Annotated in this window: 6 protein-coding genes; 2 read left to right on the top strand and 4 right to left on the bottom strand. The window is 69.3% G+C overall.

What is annotated here, in order from left to right:
* A partial coding sequence (locus E1200_RS30585) for a DUF3039 domain-containing protein (protein ID WP_131955663.1) occupies window positions 1-2,802 on the top strand: 2,802 nt, incomplete at its 5' end.
* 16 nt (window positions 2,803-2,818) lie between these two features.
* Here E1200_RS30585 and E1200_RS30580 read toward each other — a convergent pair.
* Genes E1200_RS30580 through E1200_RS30570 form a run of 3 tightly spaced genes read right to left on the bottom strand, consistent with a single transcriptional unit; the run spans window position 2,819 to window position 4,187 of the window.
* On the bottom strand, window positions 2,819-3,232 hold the full coding sequence (locus E1200_RS30580; protein WP_131955661.1) for a PIN domain-containing protein: 414 nt from the start codon (window positions 3,230-3,232) through the stop codon (window positions 2,819-2,821).
* Complete coding sequence (locus tag E1200_RS30575; RefSeq protein WP_131955659.1) at window positions 3,229-3,486, bottom strand: CopG family transcriptional regulator; 258 nt, start codon at window positions 3,484-3,486, stop codon at window positions 3,229-3,231. The genes E1200_RS30580 and E1200_RS30575 overlap by 4 nt, the downstream gene beginning before the upstream one ends.
* A 5-nt stretch (window positions 3,487-3,491) precedes the next feature.
* Complete coding sequence (locus E1200_RS30570) at window positions 3,492-4,187, bottom strand: helix-turn-helix domain-containing protein (RefSeq protein ID WP_131955657.1); 696 nt, start codon at window positions 4,185-4,187, stop codon at window positions 3,492-3,494.
* 102 nt (window positions 4,188-4,289) lie between these two features.
* Between E1200_RS30570 and E1200_RS30565 the strand changes: the two genes are divergently transcribed.
* Window positions 4,290-5,099 carry a class I SAM-dependent methyltransferase gene (locus tag E1200_RS30565; RefSeq protein ID WP_131955655.1) on the top strand — a complete coding sequence of 270 codons (810 nt, stop codon included), beginning with the start codon at window positions 4,290-4,292 and terminating at the stop codon, window positions 5,097-5,099.
* A gap of 53 nt (window positions 5,100-5,152) precedes the next feature.
* Here E1200_RS30565 and E1200_RS30560 read toward each other — a convergent pair whose 3' ends face one another.
* Window positions 5,153-5,707, bottom strand: coding sequence for a dihydrofolate reductase family protein (locus tag E1200_RS30560; RefSeq protein WP_131955653.1), 555 nt, complete (start codon window positions 5,705-5,707; stop codon window positions 5,153-5,155).
* Window positions 5,708-5,742 lie beyond the last annotated feature (35 nt).

Raw genomic sequence — 5,742 nt, 5'->3', positions numbered from 1 at the left:
CTGCCCGCGAGACTCGACGGCGCGTCCGCCCCCGCCTCGCTGCAACTCGGCGTCTACACCCCGGAGCAGTCCGCCACCGCGATCGGCAGACTGCTCCCCGCGCTGTCGGCCGGTGAGCGGGAGCGGCTCGCCGAGGCCATCGGCCACCATCCCCTGGTGCTGGACCGGATGTGCCGGCATGTGCTGGCCGACCCGGAGTGGTCCCTGGACGCCATGATCGCCGCACTGTCCGTCGACACCCCCGGCGCCCTCGACGCGGTGGACTCGATCAGCGGCGCCGCCGAGCGGCTGTCGCGGATCCACCAGCGGACGCTGGAGGCGCTGGAGGCATGGGATCCCAACGCGGTCCGCGTGCTGGAGACCCTCGTGTGGACGGCCGACCGAGGCGAGGTGCCCAAGGATCTGGCCGATGAGTTCCTCCGGCACCGCTTCCCCGGCCCCGTCGGCTCCCTGAGCATCGCGGCGGCCGAGATCACCCTGTCCCGGTGGGCACTGGTCACCGTGGAGGCCAACGCGTTCGTCATGCACCCGCTGACCGCGGCCGTCTTCCAGCGGCTGCTCGCCGACTCCTGCCAGCCGGTGCTCACCGAGTTCTTCGACTTCCTGCGCGGCGTGCCGCTCACGTCCGAGAAACGGCTGGTCAACCTGCTCCGCGGTGAACTCGCGGTGTTCGACGGCGCGTTCCCGGACAGTTGGAACCGCGTCGGATCATGGTTCGTGCACAGCAACAGCGTATGGCTCAAGCAGGGGCGCACCGGAACTTCGGATGCCGAGAGATACGAGGTCTTCCCCGACAGCGTCCAGGCGACGACCGGCCCTCGGCGGCATCATGTCACTGGCTCAGAACTGTCGGAACTCCTCGCTGTCACGACCGACTACTTTCGGGCGATGGAACGGCTGTACACGACCTCGGATGCGCTTCCTGATGCCGAGATCACTGAACCGGATGGGTTTGCTCATTACGTCAGGAAGAATGCACCGGCTGTCGATGGTGTGACGCAGGCCAGATGCGGTAAGCGCTGGAGGCGCAGCTCCGGAGTTGCAGTAGAAACGCTGCCTGTATGTCCGCTCTGTGAAAGAAGCTGGGAAGCGCGAGTGGCGGACGTGGTCGCCAAGCCGCCACCGCCCCTCGGCTATCTGCGGCGCCAGGCTGAAGAGGCTCTCCGCGCCGACGACGCAGACGCCGCTGCAGCAGCCCTGGAACGCTTGAGAGAAGCCCCTTTCAAACGTCCCTTCGGAACCAACAGGACCGCTGTGCGGCAACTGTCGGAGGCCGCCTTCGATCTGCTCAGGACGCCTGCTGAGGAAGACTTCGTCTCATCAGCGGAACGGCTGCGGCTCCTCGGCGTCGCGGAGACCTGGTACCGGAATCTGGCCGAGATCCTGCCTGCTGACGCCGACATCCCATGGAGGCTCGGACAGGTGGTCGTTGCTCAGGAGGAGTGCGAGGAATCGGTGGACGCGGAGCGGAGCCGCGACCGCTATTCCGAAGCCGTCCGACACTACCGCCGCTCTTTGGAGCTAGAGCCTGACGACGTCGATATGCTGTTGCGAATCGACGATGCCCTTCATCAGGCGGCAGGCCGGGTCGGTAGAGAGGAATCGGAACGACTGTACCGGGAAAGTGAACACCGCCTTCGCGTGTCACCTGCTGCCGGCCGAGGCGACCCGAAAGTGCTCGCCCGTATTGCCTTCGCGCTGGAAATGAGAGGTTTCTACTTCCTGGAGACCGACCCGGCGTTCGCGGACGTGTTGCTCGCCGAGGCCGTGGAATGGGCTGAGGCGTCCCTGCGAGCACAACCGGATAATCCGACGGCCCTCAATTTCCTCGGACGGGCCCTGCAGCGTCGCGGCAGGGCGACGAGGGCGCTCGGCCGACCCGGTGCCCAGGACCATCTCCGGCGCGCGGAAGAGAGTTTCCGACGCTCCATAGAATTGGCGCCGGGTATACCTGACCCGATGCACGACCTGGCGGAGACGCTGCAACTTCTGGTGGACGCCTCGGCCGCTCCGGAAGTGGAGTCCGCGGCCTGGGCCGCGGCCGAGGGCGCCTACGCCGCCGGGCTCGCGGCGTGCCCCGACGACCCGGCGTGGCTCCGGGCGTGGCTGGATGGACTCGGCTGGTGCACCTACCAGCAGGCACGCCTGCTGGAGGGCAGGGACGCGGAGGGCGCGCTGGTCCTCTACGGCAAGGCGATCGACCACCTCACGCGGTCACTGGCCGTCGAACGGCTGCCCCACATCCTGCGCAATCTCGGGACCGTCCAGGTGAACATGGCCCAACTGATGGAACGGACCGGCCAGGCGGATGCCGCGCGGGCCTTCGAGGCGACCGCCGAGACGCTCCGGCCGGTCCTGGGGGACGGCGGCGGGGCCGACCTGTCGCTGGTGAAGCAGCTGAGTTACGCGCTCGTCCACCAGGGGAACCTGATGCGGTCCGCGGACCCTGCCGCCTGCGATGCGCTGTACGCGGAGGCATCCGGCCTTCTCGCGCGCGTCGAGGAGCGACACGTCTGGGCGTTGAAGCTCGCCGCCGAGGCATCGGTCGGCCGTGCCCTGATCGCGATCGACTCCGCCCCGGATCTGGCGGCGGGGTACTTCGCTGAGGCGACCGCCCCGCTACGGCGCGCGCTCGACCTGGACCCGGGCAACGCGCACACGTGGCGCTATCTCGCCGCCGTCCTGTCCAAGCGCGCCGAACTCGTCGAGGCGACCGACCCGGAACTGGCCGGACACCTGCGCGCCCAGGAGGCCGACCTGCGCGAACGCTCGCGGATGCCGTCCGAAGGCGGCCGACGCTGACGGCGGCGCTACCTGCTCAGACTTTGATGACGGCGGCGCGTCCATTGCACAGAGCTGTCAGGTCCGCGGGGTCCGAAGTGAGGATGGTGACCGGGCCGGGGGCGCTGAGCGCGGTGGCGCTGAGCATGGCGTCGATGGCGCACTTGTGGCCGTGCAGGCCGGCGTCGGCGAGGAGCGCGGCGGCCCGCCGGGCGATGGGTTCGGTGACCGGCTCGATGACGAGGCGCGAGAGGGTCCACTCCAGTGCGGGGCGATTGATGCGCGGGTGGACGACCTCCACCAAGGTCGCCGCAGAGGTGATCACGCGCAGGTCGTCGGCGCGGGCGAGGGCGAGCCAGCCGGTGACGTTGCGGTCGCGCATCACGGCCTTGACCAAGCCCTCGCTATCGAGGACAAGGGTGCCGCCAGGCGTGGCGGGGGGACGGGTCACGCGGCGTCCGCCCCGCCCTGTTCCCTGCGCGCCTGATGCAGTTGGTCGCGCAGCGCTTGAATCTCCTCGTCCGTGACGGGCCCGTGCTCGGCCTCGGCGACGGCGATGAGTTCGTTGAGGTTGTCACGTTCGATCTGCCGGGCCACGGCCGCTGCGACGTAGGCGGACAACCCTGAGCGGCCGCTGCGTTCCTTGGCCGCTTCGGCGATGTCGCGCGGCATGGTGATCGAGTACTTCCCGGTAGGCTCGCTCATGCTACTTATCCTACCTGGGATCCTCCCGTCGAGCCGGGGACGGCTGGGCGGGGGAGCGCGGCTATGGGGGACGCGAACCAGGTGGGGAAGGTGCGGCGAAGCCGTTCAGGGCCTTGGATCGTCAGGGTGCCGGAGCGTAGGGCGTCCTGCCAGCTCAGGTCGCCGCGCCAGATCCCGGTCATGAGGCGAAGGCCGGCGGTCACCGTCACGGAGACTTCGTGGCCGGGGTCGGTGTCGCAGAGGTCGGCGGTCTCGGGGGTGAGGACCAGCCACCAGTGCCGGAGGCGGGACGGGACGTCCGGGAAGACGAAGAGGACCACGGTTCGGCCGGCGGGGAGAGCGTCGGAAGCGACGTTGCGGCGCATGTCCCAGAGGAGGAACTTCGGGTCCAGGTTCCGGTCGCCCAGCTCTCCTATCCAGCGGACGCCCCACACCGCGAGGGCCTCGACCACCGGACGCAGCTCCTCGCCCGCCGGGGTCAGGACGTAGCGGTCGTCCCGCTTCTCGGCGATCCCCGCGCGAACCAGTTGGTTGAGGCGCTTGGACAGCAGCGTCGGGGACATGCGGGGAACGCCGTGCCGGATCTCGTTGAAGCGTTCGCTTCCGGCGAGCAGCTCGCGGACGATCAGCAGCGTCCAGCGTTCGTCGAGTAACTCCATCGCCTTGGCGACGGGACAGAACTGGTAATAAGAAGCCCCCATGCTCCGCAGCGTAGAACGACGTCCGGCCCCGGTACAGATCCTGTACTAGGAACGTGCATCCCCTGGTCCATAGCGTGAAAGCACGAAACGAGGGGAGCTGTCATGGGGGAGAAGATCGACACGGTCAAGGCCGGTCACCGGAAGATGTGGGCGCTGGGCGACTACCCGTCGCTCGCCGCCGAGATCATCCCGAGCTTGGGCGAGGTGCTCGTCGGCGCGGCGGACGTGCGCGGCGGCGACCGCGTCCTGGACGTCGCCGCGGGCTCGGGCAACGCCGCGATCCCGGCCGCCCGGGCCGGCGCGAAGGTGGTGGCCAGCGACCTGACGCCGGAACTGCTGGACGCGGGCCGCCGCAAGGCCGACGTGGACCTCGAATGGCGGGAGGCCGACGCCGAGGCCCTGCCGTTCGGCGACGCCGAGTTCGACAAGGTTCTGTCCTGCGTCGGCGTCATGTTCGCCCCGCACCACCAGGCCGCCGCGGACGAACTGCTCCGCGTCTGCCGCCCGGGCGGCACGATCGCCCTGATCAACTGGACGCCGGGCGGCTTCATCGGCGAGATGTTCGCGACCATGAAGCCGTACGCGCCGCCGCCGCCTCCGGGCGCGCAGCCGCCCCCGCTCTGGGGCGACGAGGACCACGTCCGCACCCTGTTCGGCGACCGCGTCACCGACGTCACGGCCCGCCGCCAGACCATCCGGATCGACGCCTTCGAGAAGCCCGAGGAGTTCCGCGACTACTTCAAGGCCCGCTACGGCCCGACCATCGCCGTCTACAACAACATCGCCGACGACCCGGGCAAGGTGGCCACGCTGGACGAGGCCCTGGCAGACCTGGCCCGCCGCTACGACAAGGGGACGTCGCCCCTGACGGTCGACTGGGAGTACCTCCTCCTGACCGCCAAGCGCGCCTGACACCGTCCCCTGCCGACCCCTCGCGGACGTCCCGCGAGGGGCCGCCGCCGTCCTCAGGCCCGCACGAACCGCTTGAAGAGGACCCCCGACTCGAACGAACGCAGCTCGACCAGCCGCAGCCGCACCTCGCCGTCCACGGGCAGGTACGTCCTGCCGCCCCCGACGAGCACGGGGAACTCGTACACCAGGAACTCGTCGATCAAATCGACGAGGGAAGCGGCCAGCTCCGCCCCGCCGATCTCCAGGTTCCCGTCCACCTCCCGCTTGAGCCGCTCCACCACGGACACCGCGTCCTTGCGCCGGACGAGCGTGACCCCGTCGGGGACGCTCTGCAGCGTGTCAGAGAACACGTACCGCGGGATCCCCCTGTACAGCCGGGCGAACTCCCGCTCGACTGCCGGCGCCCCTTCGTTCCCGAGCTGCTCCGTCCAGGGCTTCTCCATCACCTCGTAGAGCCGCCGCCCGAACAGGAACGCCCCGCACCGCCGCACCTGATCATTGGCCGCCTGATGCACGTCCGCCGCAGGCTCCGTGAACCCGAACCCACCGTCAGGCCCCTCGATGAACCCGTCCATCGAGGCATGCATCCCATAAACAACCGTCCCCACAAGTCTCCCTCCACGCCCCTACAACTACCCAAGAG

The sequence above is a fragment of the Actinomadura sp. GC306 genome (genome assembly GCF_004348665.1).
Classification (GTDB): domain Bacteria; phylum Actinomycetota; class Actinomycetes; order Streptosporangiales; family Streptosporangiaceae; genus Spirillospora.
The sequence above is the reverse complement of the archived record's forward strand: the minus strand, read 5'-3'. Positions and strand labels throughout refer to the sequence as shown.

Coding starts and splice junctions, on each gene's coding strand:
- E1200_RS30575 (WP_131955659.1), bottom strand. CDS start 3,486: ATGAGCGAGCCTACCGGGAAGTACTCGATCACCATGCCGCGCGACATC.
- E1200_RS30570 (WP_131955657.1), bottom strand. CDS start 4,187: ATGGGGGCTTCTTATTACCAGTTCTGTCCCGTCGCCAAGGCGATGGAG.
- E1200_RS30565 (WP_131955655.1), top strand. CDS start 4,290: ATGGGGGAGAAGATCGACACGGTCAAGGCCGGTCACCGGAAGATGTGG.